This window comes from Serratia aquatilis, assembly GCF_044865145.1.
Taxonomy (GTDB): domain Bacteria; phylum Pseudomonadota; class Gammaproteobacteria; order Enterobacterales; family Enterobacteriaceae; genus Chania; species Chania aquatilis.
In genome coordinates this window covers 2100556-2119492 of record NZ_CP173186.1, presented here as the reverse complement: position 1 = coordinate 2119492, position 18937 = coordinate 2100556, and the positions used below count along the sequence as shown (strand labels likewise).

At 49.9% G+C, this 18937-nt stretch carries 15 protein-coding genes, 1 tRNA gene and 2 pseudogenes; 8 read left to right on the top strand and 10 right to left on the bottom strand.

The window, feature by feature from the left end; translation table 11 throughout:
- Positions 1–198 precede the first annotated feature (198 nt).
- The 7 genes from SAQUA_RS09405 to SAQUA_RS09375 form a co-directional block, all read right to left on the bottom strand.
- Positions 199–927 (bottom strand): molecular chaperone, encoded by a 729-nt coding sequence (locus SAQUA_RS09405; protein WP_380672891.1) that lies wholly within the window; start codon positions 925–927, stop codon positions 199–201.
- On the bottom strand, positions 927–2276 hold the full coding sequence (locus SAQUA_RS09400; protein ID WP_380672889.1) for a fimbrial protein: 1350 nt from the start codon (positions 2274–2276) through the stop codon (positions 927–929). Before SAQUA_RS09400 ends, SAQUA_RS09405 begins: the two co-directional genes overlap by 1 nt.
- A gap of 26 nt (positions 2277–2302) precedes the next feature.
- Positions 2303–4915: a fimbria/pilus outer membrane usher protein gene (locus SAQUA_RS09395; RefSeq protein WP_380672887.1), complete on the bottom strand. Its 2613-nt coding sequence runs from the start codon at positions 4913–4915 to the stop codon at positions 2303–2305.
- Between the two features lie 53 nt (positions 4916–4968).
- Positions 4969–5709 carry a molecular chaperone gene (locus tag SAQUA_RS09390; protein ID WP_380672885.1) on the bottom strand — a complete coding sequence of 247 codons (741 nt, stop codon included), beginning with the start codon at positions 5707–5709 and terminating at the stop codon, positions 4969–4971.
- 389 nt (positions 5710–6098) lie between these two features.
- Positions 6099–6620 carry a fimbrial protein gene (locus tag SAQUA_RS09385; protein WP_380673623.1) on the bottom strand — a complete coding sequence of 174 codons (522 nt, stop codon included), beginning with the start codon at positions 6618–6620 and terminating at the stop codon, positions 6099–6101.
- 927 nt (positions 6621–7547) lie between these two features.
- A complete protein-coding gene (locus tag SAQUA_RS09380) occupies positions 7548–8735 on the bottom strand; it encodes a sugar transporter (protein WP_380673622.1) in 1188 nt (395 codons plus the stop codon).
- A 334-nt stretch (positions 8736–9069) separates the two neighbouring features.
- Positions 9070–9513, bottom strand: coding sequence for a hypothetical protein (locus tag SAQUA_RS09375; protein WP_380672883.1), 444 nt, complete (start codon positions 9511–9513; stop codon positions 9070–9072).
- A 642-nt stretch (positions 9514–10155) separates the two neighbouring features.
- Between SAQUA_RS09375 and SAQUA_RS09370 the strand changes: the two genes are divergently transcribed.
- From SAQUA_RS09370 to SAQUA_RS09360, 3 genes and pseudogenes are all read left to right on the top strand, one after another.
- Positions 10156–10231 (top strand) — tRNA-Asn (locus SAQUA_RS09370).
- 229 nt (positions 10232–10460) lie between these two features.
- Positions 10461–10646, top strand: a pseudogene (locus SAQUA_RS09365) (ArsB/NhaD family transporter); the annotation flags it as partial.
- Positions 10640–10804, top strand: a pseudogene (locus tag SAQUA_RS09360) (arsenate reductase); the annotation flags it as partial. The pseudogenes SAQUA_RS09365 and SAQUA_RS09360, both read left to right, overlap by 7 nt.
- 314 nt (positions 10805–11118) lie before the next feature.
- Here the strand turns inward: SAQUA_RS09360 and SAQUA_RS09355 are convergent.
- Complete coding sequence (locus SAQUA_RS09355) at positions 11119–12042, bottom strand: LysR family transcriptional regulator (RefSeq protein ID WP_380672881.1); 924 nt, start codon at positions 12040–12042, stop codon at positions 11119–11121.
- A gap of 96 nt (positions 12043–12138) precedes the next feature.
- Between SAQUA_RS09355 and SAQUA_RS09350 the strand changes: the two genes are divergently transcribed.
- Positions 12139–12756 (top strand): DJ-1/PfpI family protein, encoded by a 618-nt coding sequence (locus SAQUA_RS09350; protein WP_380672879.1) that lies wholly within the window; start codon positions 12139–12141, stop codon positions 12754–12756.
- Positions 12757–13131: 375 nt separating this feature from the next.
- Here SAQUA_RS09350 and SAQUA_RS09345 read toward each other — a convergent pair whose 3' ends face one another.
- Positions 13132–13716 carry a TetR family transcriptional regulator gene (locus SAQUA_RS09345; RefSeq protein ID WP_380672877.1) on the bottom strand — a complete coding sequence of 195 codons (585 nt, stop codon included), beginning with the start codon at positions 13714–13716 and terminating at the stop codon, positions 13132–13134.
- 108 nt (positions 13717–13824) lie between these two features.
- On the opposite strand from SAQUA_RS09345, the gene SAQUA_RS09340 reads away from it, so the two are divergent.
- From SAQUA_RS09340 to SAQUA_RS09325, 4 genes are read left to right on the top strand one after another with little or no spacing between them, the layout of a single operon-like run.
- Positions 13825–14544 (top strand): SDR family NAD(P)-dependent oxidoreductase, encoded by a 720-nt coding sequence (locus SAQUA_RS09340; RefSeq protein ID WP_380672875.1) that lies wholly within the window; start codon positions 13825–13827, stop codon positions 14542–14544.
- The gene (locus tag SAQUA_RS09335; protein WP_380672873.1) at positions 14537–15757 is read left to right on the top strand and encodes an MFS transporter; all 1221 of its coding nucleotides are present in this window, start codon (positions 14537–14539) and stop codon (positions 15755–15757) included. The genes SAQUA_RS09340 and SAQUA_RS09335 overlap by 8 nt, the downstream gene beginning before the upstream one ends.
- Positions 15754–16479, top strand: coding sequence for a hypothetical protein (locus SAQUA_RS09330; RefSeq protein WP_380672871.1), 726 nt, complete (start codon positions 15754–15756; stop codon positions 16477–16479). Before SAQUA_RS09335 ends, SAQUA_RS09330 begins: the two co-directional genes overlap by 4 nt.
- Complete coding sequence (locus SAQUA_RS09325) at positions 16467–17537, top strand: metal-dependent hydrolase (RefSeq protein WP_380672869.1); 1071 nt, start codon at positions 16467–16469, stop codon at positions 17535–17537. The genes SAQUA_RS09330 and SAQUA_RS09325 overlap by 13 nt, the downstream gene beginning before the upstream one ends.
- A gap of 255 nt (positions 17538–17792) precedes the next feature.
- Here SAQUA_RS09325 and SAQUA_RS09320 read toward each other — a convergent pair whose 3' ends face one another.
- Complete coding sequence (locus SAQUA_RS09320) at positions 17793–18491, bottom strand: DUF1120 domain-containing protein (protein ID WP_380672867.1); 699 nt, start codon at positions 18489–18491, stop codon at positions 17793–17795.
- Between the last annotated feature and the right edge of the window lie 446 nt (positions 18492–18937).

Sequence of the window (18937 nt, the reverse complement as noted above, 5' to 3'; positions counted from 1 at the left end):
CAATATACCTACCCAATAAATACCATTCAATCAAATTGCAGCAACCCTTTTATCCGTGCTGCCGCTTTTTGATGAATATGCGCAGAATTCAATTTGAAATTATAAAGTTAACCAAACAGGAAGAGTCACAGACTGTGCGGGAGGCAGGGGAAACGTGGTCAACTGAGGGGGGCACGGTGCCCCATTGTTGGAAACAAACTAATGTTTCAGCGTTTTTTTGCCCACAACGCCATTACCATCATCGTTGATCAGGATGTAGCTAACGCTGTCGGGGCGCCAAGTAGCATCACCACCGACATCCAGGGTTTTATTACTGAAGGGAGCCAGCATACCGATCGGCACCTCTTGCGATTTACCGCCGCCAGAAATCTTGGCAGCACCGAAAGTAGCAAAATAGGGAGACGTATTTTCAACTTTCAGTTTTAACGTGCCAGGTTGCCGGATCAGGCTGAACTGTTGCAGTGCGGTCAGTTTATCAACAGCCGGCTTCAAGCTCTGAGGCCGATAGAACAGCTTCAACTGTAGGCGTATTGCCACTTTGATGGCAGAAACGCCCGGCGGTAATTTTGCATCCGTTGGCGGGATCTCATAAACATTCAACCAATACAGTGATTCACGATCTTGCGGCTGCTTTATCTGAGTCGCCAGCAAACGTAGATTTTTCCTTTCACCAGGCTCAAGCCGGAAGATCCCCGGTAATGGCAGGACGGGAACCTCTCCCGCAGTTTCCGGCGTGCCATTCGGCGCACCGTCGTCTACCCAGGTCTGAACAATCACAGGATACTCATTGGCGTTCGACATCAGCAACGAACGTTCACGGTCAGCCGCCGAGAACACTACGCGCGATGATTCAATCATTACCCCGGCCTGCGCCCAACTACTGAGTAATAACCCACCTGCAATACCTAAACCGATTAACTTTCGCATTATTGCACCTGAATAATGACCTGAGCTGTTGCAGTGACTTTACCCGCAGTGATCGTTTTGCCAGGTAAGGCTTTCAGCGTCGCGTTGAGATTTTTGGTGTAGGTGGTCACACCGCTGACAGTAGTGCCCACAACGGCATCGTCCAACACCGGATACCAGCCAGCAGCGGTACCGCCAAGTACCGTACCACTTAACGTACTGAGCAGGTTCAACACTGTGCCATTGGTACGCGAAATCTGGATACCAACGCCGGTAGCTATCGCCGGGTTTGTACCGTAACCATCAGACAGCAGATAACTCACCCCCGAACCGGCGGTGCCAAACCCTGCCGAGACGGCTGCTGCAGCATTGGCTGGGTTCACCAAAATACCCATTGCAGTCTGGTTAGCCCCAGTGCCACTGGCAATCGCCGTCACACCAGTATTGGCTGGTGCCCCCATTTGGCAGCCAAACTGAATGGTGATCGGCGCCTGACGAGTGACGCCAGACTTCAGTTCCGCCACCGTAATAATGGGGAAAACAACGGTGGGCGTCACATTGGTCACCGAACAGGTGGCTGAACGACGGATGTAGATGTGGTTATGTAGGTTCACAGCACCGGGCCAATAGGCGTACCAACCATAGTATATTGAGCTGGAATCAGCCCCATTGCTCAGCCCCGAAGAGAGAGAGCCGCCCCTGAATGCAATATAAGTAGCAGGTTGTGTCCAAGACAACATACCAGTCCCGGTCCAGGAACCAACCGCGCTGGTTAGACGGAATAGCTCAATCTTGGTATCACTGAAGTTTTTGGCCTTGACCAGTATCCAACCTTGCGAGTCGGTATCCAGATTGGTCAATGGCCGGGATTTCCAATAGCGGGAGTAATATTCCCCGGTTACAAGGTTGGTAGCACGCAAAGCCATGCCATTGGCATAAGTCTGGTAAGACTCTGGCAGGCCATATGAAGCACCAACCTCGCTATAGCCTGCGTAAATCGAGTCACCATTAGTGGCATAAAATTCAAAAAGTTTACCCGCCTCACTCGCCGTACAGCGAAACAGAATTTGATCGGCGTTATACGGTTGAGCACCAGCATTTATGAAACTTACCGTACCGCTGGCAATGAGTGTTCCATTGGGTTGAAACGTAGTGTTGTTGATATTGATTACTTTTGGCAAGGTCCCCGTTGAACCAGAAACGTCAGTAGATCCCTCCCAAAAGGCGACTGTTCCTTTACCTGCCTCGGTGTAATAGGCAGAACTGGGGGTATTGTTGACCGCTGTGATCTTGTAACACTCTGCCCAACTTGGGGTGGCCAGAGCTATCCCGGCCAGTGTCAGCAACACTGTGGTAAGTTTTTTGCTCATCTTAAGCTCCGATTTTGGCTTGAGCATCAGTTGCTGTTGCATGAAAGCTCCAGGCGGTAGAGTGACTGATTCATATCCTTACCCCTTAAATCGTAGTTCAGCGTACACTGTTCTCCGGCACTATCACCCCATTTCACGCGTAATTTTCCTTGTTTACCCGCCGCGCGTGCATAAATCTGGTTACCTTGCCCCACTAGCCCCACGACGGTGTCATTACTGTCATAAACGTTGCTCCCCAGTGGCAAGCCGCCTTCCGGTGAGCTCAGTAATTTGATCAATAACGCGTAGCCTTCCAAGGTTTTGAAACTCACTTTGACCGCTGAACCGGCATACGGCGCGATGCGTTGCTGGTTTTCAGTAAGCTCTGCGCTCTGATTCTCGATCCCTTTAGCATCTAGACCGATCTCGTTATAACGGTATGGCACCAATGAAGGAACGATCGCATAACCAAAACTGTTGATCTTGGCCCCCATGCCATTCATCACTTGAGCACCTTTGACCCCTTCAGCCTCAACCAGAGCGAAGGTATCGCCAAGATATGGACCGAACGTCACGCCACCGCTGTGAATTACCGCTGCCCCACGCGCAGTGGCACCACCCTGGGTATAATTGCGGCCTTGCGAGAAACTGCCGCCCACGGTTACAACAGGCAGTTGTTTAACCAAACCGGTACCAAAACTGCCACCTTCCCCGCCCGAGTTGAAGGCACCGTTGACGGCATAGCTCAGGGTTTGATCTTCTCCCAGCGTTCCGGCAACTCCGGTCTGGTAATTGGTTTGTCCATTGCCACTTGTCTCATGAGTCGCGCCCGCAGAAATAAACGGCGCTCGCGGACCATTCCCCCAAGGGACAGAAACCGAGAACGATATGACGTTCTGTGTTGTGCCGTTATTGGTGTTTCCGTCAGATACCACGCCGGTTGGGATACGCCCAGTTTGTTGACGACCAACCGATAGGTTGTAGCTGAAGCTTTTGAAACTGTTCGAATAGGCCATCTGGTATTGGGTATCACGCCCGCGGCCACCGCGATAAGTACTGGTTGAACCCGAAAAGTAGAGTTGACCGTAGCCACCCAGCCCCTGGCTGATCGTGGCAACAAATTGGTTACTCTGCTGATAGGTGTTGGATAACCAGACTTCGTTGGTGCCATGCGCTTCCCGCAGGCCAAGCACATCACTCAAATCGCGATAGCCATCAGTAGAATAACGGTAACCGGCCAGAGCGAGCGTCGTGGACGTTGGTGCGAAAGTACGGCTGTAAGTCGCCCCGACGCGCCAACCATCAACGGTGGTATCCCACATGTCAGCGCGTGAATAGGTAGCATTGACGCCTAGCGCACCTAACTCACTGGCGAAGACGGCGCCGCCAAGCAACGCCTGGTATCCGTCAGAAACACGCACGCCGGTATTCGCCGTAATAGCGTTGCTCAGCCCTGCTTGATAGGTGAGATCGGTAAATAGAGCATCGCTGTTACCAATATTACGCACCTGCCCGGCAGAGAAACTGACACGTGATTGCCCCGGCCGCATCGAATCAGACACCGCAGAGAATGGCACAGTAAATGAAGAAACGCGGCCATCTGCCTCCTGCACCTCCACGACCAAATCCCCCTGATAGCTGGTCGGGAATAAATCATCAATCACGAAAGCGCCGGGGGCCACCGTAGTTTGATAAATCTGCACGCCGGACTGGCTGACGCTGACTTTAGCGGTCGTGGCCGCTACACCACGAATAGTCGGTGCATATCCGCGCTGCGATTCAGGTAGCATACGGTCGTCAGTTTCCAACTGAATGCCACGAAAACCCAGGCTACTGAACAGAGTGCCTGCAGTAAAGCTGTCCCCTAGCGTCATCTGGCTGCCAATAGACGGCAAAGGGCGTTGAACGTAATTACGTATGGAGTTCCACTGGGTATTACTGGGGCTGTTATCGCTGGAAAATCGGGTAAAAGTAGACTGTTGACGAAACTGCCACAAGCCGAGATTCAGGCCCGAATTCAGACCCAGATAAGTCGACTCGGTGGTGCTGCCAGAAGCCTTGGTTCGATAGTAGTTAGTATCATAGTTGGCAAATGCCACCGTCTCCCCTACGGATAAATCACCAACAGATACCGCTCCCCGCGCCATACGCTGCATTAATGCCTGCGGCACATACAAATCAAGACGTAGGCGGCTGAAGTCAAAACGGCTGGATGCTCCTTCGACCTGCTGTTCCAGGTTAAGGCATTGTGCCTCATCACTGGTTTTTTCCTTGATGCTGTCGGGCAGAATACCTGCCTTGAGCAACATATCCCGGGTAAAACAGGCCGAAACACTCCCCCGCTCCCCAGCAGCAAACTTCAGCGTTTGTCGAGCCAGGAAGGTGCTATTGATAAATATATCAACCTGATAGGTACCGGCTTCGATGGCGTTAGCCTGGTTAAAACGTGCAATGGTTTTTTGTTCTTTAGCACTGCCTACCAGCATACTGTCATCAAATTCATAAGCGTTCCCATTCTCTGCCGCAAAGACCTGAGGAATGCTCAACCACAGTAACAGCGCCAACGGCTTAACCCGGGCACCGGGCAGAGAAATTAAAACTGAGGCCATCCTTTGGCAAAGGTCAGGATAGAAGCCGTTTGGTGTCATTTTTACTTGCATTACTACAATCTCTTACAACGGCGTTCAGGGTGCCTGAGAAAACGGATCCTGAATCAATTCAATGTAGCTTCCGCGCGACTGTGCCCGCCGTAGTCATTGACCAACGTAAAGGTTACTTTTCGCGCTCCGGCGGGGGATGAGGCCCCTTTGTCCAATTTCCAACTTGCCTGGGATTTAGGCGCTACCATATCTGCCTTGAAGGGAACTTGCTTGTCACCCACCATCGCAGCAGCCTTGATAAAAGAGGCGTGAAAAACCGAGTCGTTATTAACAGTCAGTACCCATTGCCCACTCTGTTGCTTGAGTGAGAAACGAAGTTGCTCAGCTATTTTTTCAGGTTCGCCGGTAATCCCTTTTGGGCGATAGAAGATTTTCACTCGATTACGTAGCACCACCATCATCTGATTCTGTTGCGCTCCGGCGACATTTTTTGGTGGAATTTGCACGCTGTTAAGGTAAAAAACGGATTCACGATCCTGCGGCAGATCTTTTCCCGTAAAGACCAGGCGCACTGACTGGCCTGTTTTAGGCTCGATACGGAATAATGCTGGCACGGCAACAAAAGGCCCATCAGCTGTGTCAGGTGTTGAGGATGGATTATTGATGTCCGACCACATCTGAACTACATAGGGAATGCTGTCGTTGTTAGTCAGTTGTATCGTCTGAGATTGTGCACCCGCCGGGTAAATGACACGGGTATTGAGCATCACGACACTGGCCATGACTGGTGTAGCCACCAATAGAAGTAACGCGGATAAAGTGCTAATCAACATACCGGAACATTTGGTTTTCACACGAAACATCCTCGCTTAATGTCACTATTACGTCCCCTCCTGCGTATGGGGAGGGAGTGATGTATAACTGTCGTGCTCAACGCCCACTGCACTTAACCTGATGTCACTTACCACGAAATACTCGCCAATAAAATGGGGTGACGAGAGCTATCAGGCAACCACGAAGGCCATTTATTTAGTTTCACGTTAATGGCTAATCTTAAAATAAGTATAGGCAAATGCTTGAACTCATCGTTCTCAGTTACTTAAAAAGATTAATCAATTTCGGCCAGTTTTCTGCTACACCATCGTTTCTTTGCCACAGGCGAAATCTGACACCCTTAACCATGAAAAAGCTGGCCAATCATTAACTATCGATTGGCCAGCTTTGAAGAGAACAGCCCTAGCTATTACTGGTAAGAAATAGCGTACTGTACGCTGCCCAGAACAGAACCAGCAGTAACTGCAGATTCAGCGTAGTATTGAACAGCAAAATCATGGCTCGCAGTGGTGGCTGCAGCAGCCAGTTTCAGACCAGGTGCGCCAATTTGGCCGGTAAGATCCAGAGGCACAGCGGCAGAGGCAGGGTCAACCAGTTGCAAAGACACATTGCTTGCCGTACCAGTATTGCCCATACGGTTAGTGCCCGTTAGGTTATTACCAACAAACACGGTCTTAATCGCTGTCTCGCTGGCACCCGGAGTACAACCTGACACACTGATAGTGAACGACGTTTGACCAGCTGTACTACCCGCTGTGTCTAATGCTGTTGTCGGTACAGTTGGCAACAGAACCAGTGGGCTTGACGTGCTACCGTTAACACTGACGTCGCAAGTTTGTTCGGCTACTTCACCCTGGAATTTAATGATGTTATCGGCCAATGCAGTGGTAGACAGAACAAGGCCAGCAACTAGAATCGCAGTTTTATTCATTTTCATAATATTTAATTACCTTTAAATTCAAGCATAGGCGAGTTAGCTCAGGGGATAGAGCACTCCATTCGCCTTGCGGTGTTGTTTTAACGTTTTCTCTACGTTTCCATCGATGGCAGGATAGGTTCCTTGCCAACAGAAAACCCGACCAAGCTGATCGTTTGTCAGCCAGCCAATCCCTGAAAATGCGTTAGGTGCGTTTACCGATTAGCCCTGCTTTGACGAGAGATATTCTATCCATCCGAATAATAAATAGAATCATTAACTATCAAAAAACAATTATTAAGATTTAAATTCCAACATTAAGGTTTATAATTTACTTTTTAATGTTTTAGTTCTTATTATGTCTGCATGGTAGGATAGTTGGCTAAGATAATTCTCAAACATTAGACATTAAGACTAATCTTGGGGTGGAGAGAAAGTTCTTAAGTCTGGTTTTTTAGCATTCAACCATTTCGCGGCATGGCTAAGATTTATCTCATTCAGCGACGCGCATCCAACTTGATCGCAGTTTCTTAAGCTTCACCAACCCACTCTCAGCTTTGAGGCTCAGAGTGCTGTTGTGCAAGATCACTGTCAGTTGCCTAGGCTGTAGCCTTTTACTCAATACGCGTATTGGCCTGATCGGCAGTTGCAAGCTAGCCAACCTATTCAGTTATACCCGTCGCCCTTCGAGCCGCATAGGTGTTGGCTGCGTTACTCGGCCCATGCTGGGCCTCGCCCCTTCGGGGCCGCTGCAAGCAGCGTTCAAATCTGCTCCCGGCAGATTTGTCGCTCTGTGGCCGCCTACATGCAACTTGAAGTAACTTGGGTATATCAAGAAAAGAGTGGTGTTTTATTCGGAAGATTCGGCTGAAAAACATCTGTACAGAATATGAGGTGTTTTGAGTACTGGCTAATGGGAGCTGCCTTGCTCCCATTGTTGTATCAGATTTGATGCTGCAGACGCCGTTCACCACGGCAAACACTCAGCACACTCCAACTAAGGGCAATCAGGACGAGTGGTGCGCCAACAAAGCCGATATTTGACATTCCAAAATGCAGACTGACCAGGTTCCCTAGCAATGCACCGCCCCCTATTCCCAAGTTATACAATCCGGAAAAAATCGCCATGCCAACGTCCGTAGCATCTGATGCCAAACTAAGTACTTTAGCCTGCATAGCCAGGCCGAATGCCATAATCGCCATTCCCCAAACCACGCAAAGCAGCGTCAAGGTAGCTTCATTAACGGATGCTGGCAGCAGCAATAGTAGACTGGTCGCCAACAGAGCTAGCGCACCAATAAAGAAACCCGAAGGAAAGCGTTCGCTGTAGCGACTGAACAGCAGGCTACCGATAATCCCAGCGGCACCAAACAGCAGCAGCATCATAGTGGTAAAGTTGCCGGAAAGGCCCACTATATTCTGGATAAAGGGTTCAATATAACTGTATGCGGTAAAATGGGCCGTCACGACAATGATGGTCAACATATACAATCTGACCAATGTTGGGCGTTTGAACAGTAAAGGGACGCTGGACAACGAGCCTGAATGTTCACTTTTCAGTTCGGGCAGCAATCGCCACAGCATCACCAACGCAAAGCTGGCGCAAACGGCGATACCAATGAATGTCATGCGCCAACCGAGCAGTTGCCCTACTATTCTGCCTAAAGGTAAGCCAAGCACCATTGCCAGTGCGGTTCCCCCAGCCAACATGCTCAATGCCTGCGCACGCTTGCCCGGCGGGGCGAGGCGAATAGCCAGTGATGCCGTGATCGACCAGAATACTGAGTGCGCTAACGCCACTCCCACGCGCGAAATCACCAACGTAGTAAAGTTCCACGCAACAGCAGTGAGTACATGGCTGGCGATAAATAGAACGAATACCCCGATCAGCAACTTACGCCGCTCAATCTTGCTGGTAAGCAACATGCAGATTAACGACGCCACAGCGACGATCCAGGCGTAAATAGTAATGATCAGCCCCACCTGCTCTGTTTGCATCTCAAAGCTTTGGGCAATATCACTTAATAGTCCAATCGGGATAAACTCGGTGGTATTAAAAATAAACGCCGAAATGGCAAGCGTGGCCACACGCATCCAGGCAACAGAACGGGAAGTGCTGATTTCTTCCATCAAGGGATATTCCAGTACGAAAGGTAATGGCGATATGTTATCCAACACGCGGAAAAAACTCGACACAGATCACATTTATTTTTCGTGTAATTTCTCAGCAACGCTGCTAGTCGGATTTGCTATACCCTAAAAAATTCGAGTTGCTTGTAGGCGGCAAGCTTACGAGGCCCCAGGAGCATAGATAACTATGTGACTGGGGTGAGTAAGCGTAGCCAACACCCAAGCAACTTGAAGTATGAAGGGTATATGGGCAAGAAAGAAAAATGCCCTCAGAGGAGGGCACTTGCGCGGATTACTATTTTCCCGGAACGACTGAGAAATGCGTTATTGCAAGTTATGAAGCAACAACACGCTCAACCAGCGCACGCGTCAGATCGGTGCGGATAAGGTTGCAGGTTTTAGTAATACGGAATTGATAAGCCGCATCCATTATTTGGTGAATATCCGGACTGACGTTGTCACGAACACGCATATAAAGTTTGGCCTCGGCTAAAATATTGTTCAATTCAGTACTGCGGCTTTGATACAACTTGCTATTTACCTGTTGTAGGGCATTCAACTCTCTCATGCACGTAACCATGACAGCATCAGTATCGGCCGAAATCATCGGCTGAGCTGGCTGCGCAATAACTGGGTTTGGCGTTGCTGCCGGAACCGGCTGAACAACAGCCTGGTTTTTTGTGGCCGCCGGAGCTGGCTTGGTTTTAGCACTATCATTTGCATTCTGGCACCCTGCCAGCAACACACACAATGCCGCTATTGCGATTGCTTTATTCATCACTAAGAAACTCCGGGAAACTAAAGAACAGTAAGATTTACTACTGTAAAAACGACTTGGCGTAGCATAGAGGAATAAACACCGTGTTGACAAGGCTTAGCCCCCGAATAGTCCAAGCATTTTAAGACGGCTTTCAGAGTAGCATAGAAAAGCTCAAAAAATACCTGAAGGATGATTGAGCTAAAGTTATTTAGCTGATTAGTAAGGTTTTTTACAATTGACATCACTTTAAATTAAAATGAAAAACCAGATACCTATCACAGTTGCACCCTAAATAATTCGAGTTGCTGGCAAGCGACAACACAGTGGCCAATCTATTGATTCTCCGTTCAGCTTTACGAAGAGCACCTAACAACTGACTTCTTCGCTAATGGAGTAGTTCAAAACGTCTTCAGTATTACCGCTGTCGCCAACCTGCCACTTAAAGTGATGTGGATACATGTCGCTCAGCCTTACCGCTACCTACCCAGCCGCCTCTATCCAAGCAGCAGAGGTAAAAAACAATTTTTCAGGTGTCTGATTGAGGATAAGTGTAGAAAAACGAGTCAACATGCTCAATCTGACAGCAAACGCACTTTTTCCCTACTTTAGTGCTTTGACAAACTCATGGTACCCCGCTATTATTCGCCCCGTTCACACGATTCCTCTGTAGTTCAGTCGGTAGAACGGCGGACTGTTAATCCGTATGTCACTGGTTCGAGTCCAGTCAGAGGAGCCAAAAATTCAATGCCATGGACAGCCATTGTTGTCCATGGTGTCTCAAAGTAAAATCCTCTTTTCTCAAACCTAGCTACACTCTGTTCCATACTCGTATATTGAAATCCAGCATTTTTGGGGGCCTCAAAAGGACTCGAATCGGCAAGATTATGTATCTTGGGTATACACCTCTGTTAATCTCATAAAGTGGCTCGTGAGCAACTATTACTTTATAAAATAATACCTGCAAAGATATTGTCTTGGCGGATTTCTCCAACCTCGGATTCACTGAATATGCAGCGCTGATGGTGTCGGTTAACTTGGCCGCGATTGCCGCCACGCTGGTGATGCTGCATCTGTTTTTCCGCAAAGACATTCCGGCAGTTTACGATCTGTCCCTGCTGAAAACACCGAAAGAGGCCATCCGCGACCTAAACTGATCAGCCGCCCGATAGTGCTCACGCCACTGGGAACCAAACTGTGCCGACCCTCTGAAGTGATACTGGATATTTTGTCCGAGGCACAACGCGGCGCCTTCGCCAAGGAAGACGGTGAACGCGTGGTGGATGCGCAAGGCAAACGTGTAGAGAAATAGAAAGATAATTCGTTGAAGGCACGCGTTGTAATGGCATGCCTTGTATCGCTGAATATGTTATTCGCTGTCAGCTAACCTTTGTAGCTGGACCAACCCGACAGGGTCTGCCGACTGTTGAGGAACAACAGCGATCCGGTGGCCGTATTTCTTTTCAACCTCAGCAATCAGAGGCAGTTCCCGATTTGAAAACCAGAACCTCGCTTAAGCGCGTGTCCATTGTTCGTGGCTAAGATCACTATTACCCTAATCATCAATATGTTGTACTTGCTTTTCACAAGTCTTTTTTTACTTACCAAACGGGTTTCTTGCAATCCTCACGTTTCGCGTGCCACGTCATTGGCAACTTGAGCAAATATGTCCCTAAGCCAAGCATGTCCCTTATCGTATTCTGATCTAGGGTGCCAGATAAGGCTATATTCAAAAGTTCCGGGCCCGAATGGAGGCTCTATGAGGTCAAGTTCACTGTGTTCAGTAAGAGAAGCAGCAAGGCGGTAAGGTAGGGTCAAAACCATATCTGTGTTTACAACAGCTCTTGCAGCAACCACATAATGAGGTATGACAGCGGCTACCCGGCGTATAAGCCCTTCTTTTGCTAAAAATGTGTCTACCTCTGAGTATGTTCCGCTTAATGGTGAAACAACCATGTGCGGCATGGCTGCGTATGCCTTCATGGACAAATTTTTTTCGTTCGATAATTTATTTTTCTTGCCCACTAAGCAAATAAGTCGTTCCTGGAAAAGGTGTGTGACCCGAAAATCCTTATATGCTGAATCTACTACACAACATCCGCAATGAATGCTTCCATTTGTAAGCTGGGCAGCGATGAGATGATGCTCAGATGGGGTAAACACCACATCAACTCCTGGGGCTTCTTGCCGGATCCGTGCAAGTAACGGAGACGCGAGAAGGTATGTCCCGTAGTCAGCTATAGCGATACGAAAAGTCCGATTCATTGAAGATACTTCCCAGTGATCAGAACCGTTAAAAACCTGATTGGCGTGATGAAGAGCCAGTTCCAAGTTATTTTGTAGCTCAAGAGCTTTTGTTGTGGGTGTTATGCCCCGCCTTCCTTGCACAAACAATTCATCTTCAAGAATATCCCGTAATTTCGCTAACGCATGGCTCACCGCAGATTGACTCATCGCCAGTTTTTCAGCAGCACGAGTTACATTTTGTTCCAACAGCAGCTCACGAAAGACCACTAAAAGATTAAGATTGATGTTCCGTAAGGTATGCATGAAATTCATCCCATCAATGAAATATTACCATTAGGTATGTACTCCATAGTTGGCTACTCTGCAATCATAAGGAACATAAGAAGCAGTGGAGATAATATGCAAAAACGTACGGTATTATTTGTTTTAATCTCAGATTATGCGGATTGGGAACCCGCTCTTTTGGCTGCTAGTTTGAAGGGGGGATTCGGACTGTGGAACAGCGAGTATGAAGTAAAAACTGTTTCTATTTGTGAAGGACCGGTAACTTCAATAGGTGGTTTTACTATTGCACCTGACTATACCATCGATAGAGTTCCGAAAGAATTCGCTGCATTGATCCTCGTCGGTGGCACAAACTGGCATGGTGAAGAAGCAGAGAAAGTTATTCCCCTGCTGAACGAGGCAGTGACAAAGAAAATCATTGTAGGGGCAATTTGTGACGCATCTTTGTTTTTGGCTAAAAAAGGATATCTGAACGATATCTCACATACTTTCATTGAGTTATCTGTACTGAACAATGAAAAAAAAGGGATTTACTCAGGAGAAAAAAACTTCGTAAACGGTCAATCTGTACGAGACGGGAATATCATAACCGCCAAACCAACAGGATATGTTGAATTTACCCGAGATGTGCTCTTGGCATTAAACGTGGCACCAGAAGACAGAATCAATACTTTTTATACCATCTGCAAAACAGGAGACTGTTCGATTTTACTCGAAACTATAGCGAGGTAAGATTTTTTCGCGCACTCCGCATAGATGGAGTATTTAATAAATTCGAATACCTTTGGGAGTGCCACTTCTATCTTGCAGGGCTGCATAAAACGTTAAAACTAAGTTGACAAGGGCTGCACCTGCGTGTTTAGAACTGCATCTGGAGAGAAAACCCCGAACAGCCGACAGGGTCAAGTGACCGCCCCAAAAGTACCACGACGGTAGGCCACACTGGCATCCAGGATAGTGTTCCTGATGAATTCCCGTGTCCTCTCTGTCTGACCTCACACAAAGGTTGGGGGCTTTTCCCATTTCAGGAGTAAATCATGACACCCAATCTCCGTTATTCTGACGGCCCCCTTTCACAGCTAATTTTTTCCATCATTAACGTCAACTTCATGGGGCCGCCAGACGTCGCGCTGCCTCTATGACGGAGGCTCGGCGTCTAGCATGTTCTTTCGTGCTATCGGGCCCCGTTAACATGCGCGCTACCTGTGGAACAGCAGACCACCATCCGGCCAGAGCTAAAACCAAAAATGCCAAATGATCGGCCTCAATGGCTTGGGTAACTATTCCTTCACGCTGCCCATCAGCCACGGCCTGGATCTTGTATCCATAGTATTCGCGTCGTTGTTCTTCGTCCGGCACCTCATCATTGAAGGTCAAGCCTTCCCAGCGCATGAGTCGACTCAGTTCTGGGTTCTCAAGGTGATAATCGTAGGCACGACCAGCGTAATCGCCAATATCTTCGACCGCAAAGGACGTAATGGGCAATGCCAATGCCACCTTGGCCAACTCACTGCGTAACACGGCCGAGAACAGCGCCCGCTTGTCGCCAAAATAATTGTAAACACGCTCCTTGTTGACACCGGCCAACTTGGCAACCCGTTCAAGAGTCGTGCCATCAGGGCCGAATCGGGCAAACTCGGTCATTGCCGCATCCAGAATTTTGCGTTTTGTCCCCTCTGTATCCCAAGCCATTTTTCTGCTCTCTCATCTATCGGTTGTTGTTATCGCGTAATCATACTATAGTTATTTCCAACTAAAACGTTGGAGTTGTAATTTTACCTTATAATCGGAGTCTGAATTATGAAAAACACCATCCTCATCTGTGGCTATGGCCCGGGTATTTCCCATGCAGTCGCTCGCCGTTTTGGTAAGGCGGGTCATCCCGTTGCCTTGATTGCGCGCAATGTTCAGCGTCTCGCTGATGCGGTCGCGGAATTGACCGCCGAAGGCATCCAGGTTCGCACTTTCCCGGCCGATCTGAGCGATGTCAAAGCGATTAGGCGCGCCGTCACGGACGTACGTGAAACAATGGGGCCTATAGGCATCCTGCACTGGAACGTCTTTCTCGATATCGAGGGTGACCTGCTGTCCACTCCCCCCACGGATCTGAGCAAGAGTTTCGATCTCCGCGTTGTTGGCTACATCACTGCAGTACAAGAGAGCATGAATGACCTTGCGGCATCAAAAGGTACCGTACTGGTTACCAGCGGCGTTATGGCGCTTGATGAACCTAAAATCAATGCGTTCGCCATCGATTATGCTGCGATTGCCATCAGCGTGGCAGCTCAACGTAAAACCACCCATATTCTGGCGCATACCCTCGCGCCACATGACATTCATGTCGGTGAGGTGATCGTCAACGGCTTCGTTGAGGGAACACCGGGCGGTCTGGGTAAAAGTGATACCGTCGCGCCAAAAGACATCGCTGATCAATTCTGGGAACTGCATACCGCACGTCAGGTACATTCCGCCATCGTTGGGGGTGCTGTACCGATATCGGAAGCAGGCTTCTATGGTTGAAAACACGCTAGTCTCCGGCAACACCACACACCTCGGCTCCATTCACTCTGCGAGTGGACGGGGGATCATGCTGTTGGTCGTGGTCGCACTGTTAGTACTAACCCAGCTTTACCTGGCTATCCCTTTACTGGCACATGTCGGGCAGTCTTTCAGCCCGGCAAATCCGGGGGGCGTCGCGTTCGCACTGGCCACCTGTTTCAGCCTGGCCTATGCTGGCGGGTTTCTGCTCTGGGGGCCGCTATCGGATCAGTACGGTCGTCGGCCAGTGATGCTGGTTGGACTGGGTGCACTGTCGATTGCCACGCTTGCCTGCGCCTTCGCACCTTCGCTGCCATGGTTGGCGGGATTGCGGATGCTGCAGGGACTGGCAGCGTCCAGTTTTGCCCCCGTAGCGCTGGCCTATCTTGCGGAAGCGGTGCCGACACATCATCGAGCAACCGCCATCGGGGCCATGTCTACGTCTTTTCTCGTGGCGGGTATCCTTGGGCAAGTATTCGCTGCCTGGGTGGCGTTACGATGGGATTGGTTCTGGGTATTTCTGTCCACAGGAGGCAGTCTTGTGGTCATGCTTCCATTAATTGCATTGATGATCAAAGAGCCTACACGCACTGCCGTTGAGGGGCATCTGGGCCACCGCTTCGTGGCATTGGGCAAGATTGCCGTGCGGCCTGCCATTGTGCTGCTGTCATGCGCGCATATCACACTTCTCTTGTCTTTCGTTGCGATGTATACAGCTTTGGGGCCGCATCTGGCGGGGTTGAATCTTGATCCTGCTGCAGTGATTGCACTGCGCCTGGTTGGATTGCCAGGGATGTTCATGGCCTTGCTGGTCGGGCCGCTTGCTACTCGGATCGGAATGCCAGGCGTTGCGGGTACAGGTTATCTGGTTGCGGCTGTGGGCCTGGCCCTAGAAGCTGTTTTATCGCAATCGCTGACCGGTATTGCCATTGGGAGTCTGGTCTTCGTTGTTGGAGTTGCACTCGCTATCCCGGCAATGATCACCCAGTTTGGCGATCTGGCGGTACCTGACCGCGCAGCGGGCATGGCTCTCAATGGTTTTGTCCTGTTTATCGGTGCCAGCATCGGCCCGTTTATCGTGTCCTGGGTGCCTGGTTTTGTCCCGCTATTGATGGGGCTTGCGGTGGCACTTTTACTGGCCGCTGTCTGCGTTGCAGGCAGTGTATCGCTTGCTTCATCCACGAGGAAACCATGAATTCTACCCACCCTTCGCTCTCTACAGTCCAGGCTTCCTGGATGAACCCCTGCAGTTGGATCCTGATGCTCCGCATCATCCTTGGGCTTACCGCTGCTCTGCCTGCTTTCGCGTTGCAGGCGGCTTCCGGTGTGGTTGGGGATAACCCGATCAGCATCCCGGACACTCATCATCAAACCAGTCAGCGTTCGGTCACTCTGGATGGTCAGCCCGCAACCCTTAGCCGTTATGAGCGGCGCGATGGGCGCAATGCTTTTCTGGAGGGAGAACACTTTAGTACGGTGATCGCCAACGATGGCACACTCAAAGGTTTTGCCAACATCTCGCTCGACCTAGTGGGAAAACCTTTACCGTCTCGTGAGCGCGCAGAGCAGATTGCTGCAGAGTTCCTGCGTAAGGCTGCGCCCGACTTGCTAACTAGCCTGCGGAGAGCGTCCGTTACCCCTCATGATGAACCTATTCTCCTGTCACGCGCAGGCCATAACGAGACCGTTCAACTCACCGGTTTAAAATTCAAGGCACGCAGTCTGGCTGATGGGCGCTGGTTCTGGGTCATCGTCGGTAGCGATGAGAAACCGATGCTGTTCGAGCGCGATCTGGAATGGGCAACCCTGCTCGCTCGCCGCAAAACAGAACAATGGTTGCATGACCGATGGATAAAGGTCCAAGATGCTCAACAGATCGGTAAACCAAGCCGTTGGAGTCTGCCATGGACTCATTAACTCAGATCGTTCTTGGCAGTAGTGTCGCTGCACTTGTCGTCCCCCCGAATCATCGACGCCGGGCAATACTGGCGGGTGGAGTACTCGGTACCTTGCCCGATCTGGACGTGCTCTGGTTCAACGTGTTCAGCAGTGATGTGGTTACAGAGGTGACCTGGCACCGAGGTCCATCCCATTCACTTTTGGTGCTAACGGTGTTAGGGCTATTGCTTTGGTTCTTGCTCAAATCTCGCAGCAGCCTGATCCAAGCCTCCCCGTTGCGGTGGCTGTTGGCGATCTGGCTAGCCTTGATAACGCATCCGTTGCTGGACGCCTTTACCGTCTACGGCACTCAGTTGTTATGGCCAATGAAGACCCCACCCGTCATGTGGGCGACAATCTTTGTCATTGATCCGTTGTATACAGTGCCCTTGCTGATAGGGGTTATTGCTGCCTGGCGACTTTCGCCACACAAAACCGCGCAGCAAGCGAGTGGCTTAGGCCGAGCCAGGGCGGCACGCAATTGGTTGATAGCAGGCTTGCTTGTGAGCTCGGCCTATCTGGCTTGGAGTGTCGCCGCCAAATCTCTGGTTGACCGGGTAGCCTCGCAAAGCCTGGTTGCCCTGAATTTGCAAAGTGCCCCACGTTTTTCTACACCGCTTCCGTTCAACACGCTGGCTTGGCGGGTGATTGTGATGGTACCGGGTGGTTACTGGCTCGGTGACCGGTCTCTTGTCGCGGATCAAGGAGCGATGCAATTTACTTTTCACGCAAGCGACAACCAGGCGTTGGCGCAGTTGGCATCCATACCGCAGTTGAAACGTCTATTGTGGTTCACACAAGGGTTTGTCGCCGTTCACGCGCAGCGAGGTGACGATGGCGAGCTTCGGTTGATCCTTGCCGATCTGCGAATGGGGTTAGAGCCCGATTATTTTTTCCGCTATGACATTGCGGCCATAGACGAACATGGCGGTTGGGTTGCAGCACCCGAAATAACCCTAATGCCTGAGTCAGGTGATCTCGTCAGGACGCTAAATTGGGTATGGAAACGTATCTACAACAGTAAAGCTACTCTGTGAGTAATAAATGGAATTGCAATACTCTAGGCTGCGTCCCTTAACTGGACGCGAGCGCCGTCGTCGGTCATTTGCGCACAGGGCAAGGCGTGAGCCGCGAGGTTTGGTGGACCCAATAAGCGGAGAATAACGCAGCAATGCGTACAAATGGCCCCCAACCCTACGTGTCGCCGCAAAACGGTGGATGTAACGTTATCCTATGTCGCAGCTTATCGTTCCCACGTCAAACCGGGGCTGCTCCCCAACCTGACGTGGTTATTATAGATACACCAGCTCAAGAGTGGTGAGACCATCCAAAAGAACAGGTTTGGTCAGGTCCAGAGCTGAGGCTTTGTTGATATAGGCCTGAACGCCCAGTTTACCTGCCAGAGTGGTGAAGGCGACCGGAGTTGTGGTGCCCGTTGCAGCCCAGGTAGAATAACGCGGGCTATTTGCCACGTGCAGGCTACCCACTGCGGTTTTACTCCAGGTAACCATGTCGCTACTGGAAAGGCTGTCCACGCTCACGCCATCGGCGGTGATGGTACCGGCAGCCAGGCGAATACCGTACCCACCGATTTTTGCAGTGCCGTCCAACCCGAGGCCATTGACGCCTTCACTTCCTGCCGTCAAACCAAAAATACGTGCGGTAGTGACGTCCAGGTTCCCGTTGGCATTTAAACCCGGAGCTGTATTAGGGCGGCCTTCAATCGCTTTCAGCGCGATTTTTGCCGGTGCGTCACAGGTGATAGTAAAGTCCAACTGTTTTTCAGGCAGCACGGTGTATGCATCTGCGGCCAGGCTTTTGCTATTGATTGAACCGTAGTCAACCGTGCCACCACCCGACAGCGCCGGGTGACAGCCTGGGGGAGTAATGGTGCCGATAACACGTACGTCGATGCTTTCAGCCGACGCAGGCAGAGAGGTGGAAACCAGAACAACCAGAGCAAAAACGGTTTTTTGCAGGTGATTCAACATCTATTTTTTTTCCTTTATTTCAATATATACTCAAAATAATTCGAGTTGCTTGTAGGCGGCAAGCTTGCGAGGCCCCAGGAGCATAGATAACTATGTGACTGGGGTGAGTAAGCGCAGCCAACAACCAAGCAACTTGAAGTATGAAGGGTATAAACGTTCATACATTCTGGCTGGGCTATTTTTTTGAATCCCATAGATCATGGTGATGCTGTATTAAGCCCTTTCAGGCATTTATTCAAGTATTCAGATGCGGCGTTAAGACCCAAATACCTAATGGCTTTTACAGATAAAGCTATTAGTGCATTGACGCAACAATCGGTTAAAATCAATTCTGTCAATATTCATAATTAATACGTGCAATATTGTCAGCTGCCGTTGTTGATTCTTTTAAAAAGACCATGATGTTTATGATTCTACATAATAAAACCCAAAGCTTTAAATTTTTT